The sequence below is a fragment of the Nocardia farcinica genome (assembly GCF_029867845.1).
Taxonomy (GTDB): Bacteria; Actinomycetota; Actinomycetes; order Mycobacteriales; family Mycobacteriaceae; genus Nocardia; species Nocardia farcinica_A.
Window position 1 is genome coordinate 1 of the sequence record NZ_JARWRU010000642.1, and the last position, 1,202, is coordinate 1,202.

The 1,202-nt window shown below is 74.6% G+C and carries 1 protein-coding gene; it reads right to left on the reverse strand.

Annotation, left to right across the window (positions count from 1 at the left end):
* Positions 1 to 1,202: thioesterase domain-containing protein (locus QH283_RS14245; RefSeq protein WP_280503480.1), on the reverse strand; the 1,202-nt coding region annotated here is incomplete at both ends.

Here is a 1,202-nt window from a genome sequence, read left to right on the forward strand (position 1 = left end):
GTAGAGCAGGTTGCCCTTGTAGCGGCGGGCCCGGTAGCGGGTGAGCAGGTCGAGGGAGCGAGTGCCCTCGGCCAGCAGGCGCGCCAGCCGGTCGGGGCCGAAGGAGGCGAACGGCTCGGGCAGGTCGGCGATCAGGGCGGCCAGCCGGGCGGAATCCCAGTCGGCCGGGTCGAAATCGGCCCCGATCAGGGCCTCCAGTTCGGCGGTCGGTTCGCCGAGCAGACCGCCGACCAGGTCGGCCAGCGGCACCGCGGAGGCGGCGACCGGCTCGACGACGCGGGGGCTGTCCAGCATGGCGAGGGTGGCCACATGCTGGCCCTCGTCCTGGAGCTGGATGGCCACCGCGTGGGCGAGGACACCACCGAGCGACCAGCCGAGCAGGTGGTAGGGGCCCTCCGGCTGCACAGCGCGGATCTCACGCACATAGCGGCGCGCCCACTCGTCGATCGAATCCGGCAGCGGGTCGGCCGAATTCAGCACCGGCGATTGCAGACCGTAGAGGTCGCGGTCGGCGTCGATGTGGGCGGCCAGCCCGGCGAAGGACCAGGCCACACCACCCGCGGGGTGGATGCAGAACAGCGGTTCGCCACCGCCTCCGGTGCGCAGCGGCAACAGCACCTCGAAGGCGGCGTCCTCGTCGATGCGGCCTCGGCCGGCGCGGGCCCGCTCCAGCTGGGCGATCAGGCCCGCCGGGGTGGGCGCGGAGAACAGCCACAGCACCGGGACGCGCTCCCCCAGCGCCTCGCCGAGCCGGGTGGCCAGGCGGGTGGCGAGCAGGGAGTTGCCGCCGCGCTCGAAGAAGTTGTCGTCCAGGCCGACCCGGTCGGCGTGCAGCAGTTCGGCGAAGGCCGCGCACACGGTCTGCTCCAGAGCGGTTTCCGGGGCGCGGTACTCGCGCTCGCGTAGCTGCGGGCGCGGCAGGGCGGCGCGGTCGAGCTTGCCGTTGGCGTTGCGCGGCAGCGCGGCCAGCGGCACCAGGGCGGCGGGCACCATGTAGCCGGGCAGGCGTTGGGCCAGCGTTTCCCGCAGCTCGTCGGCGTCGAGGGTGTGCCCGTCGAGGACCGTGTAGTAGCCGACCAGCATGGCATCGGCGGCGCCGGAGTCGTGGGGGGGGGCGGCGGCCGCGCCCCCCCCCCCGCCGGCGCGCCCCGCGTGCGCGAGATCGGGGCGGAGGTAGGGGGTAAACCCCCCCGAGACCAGGA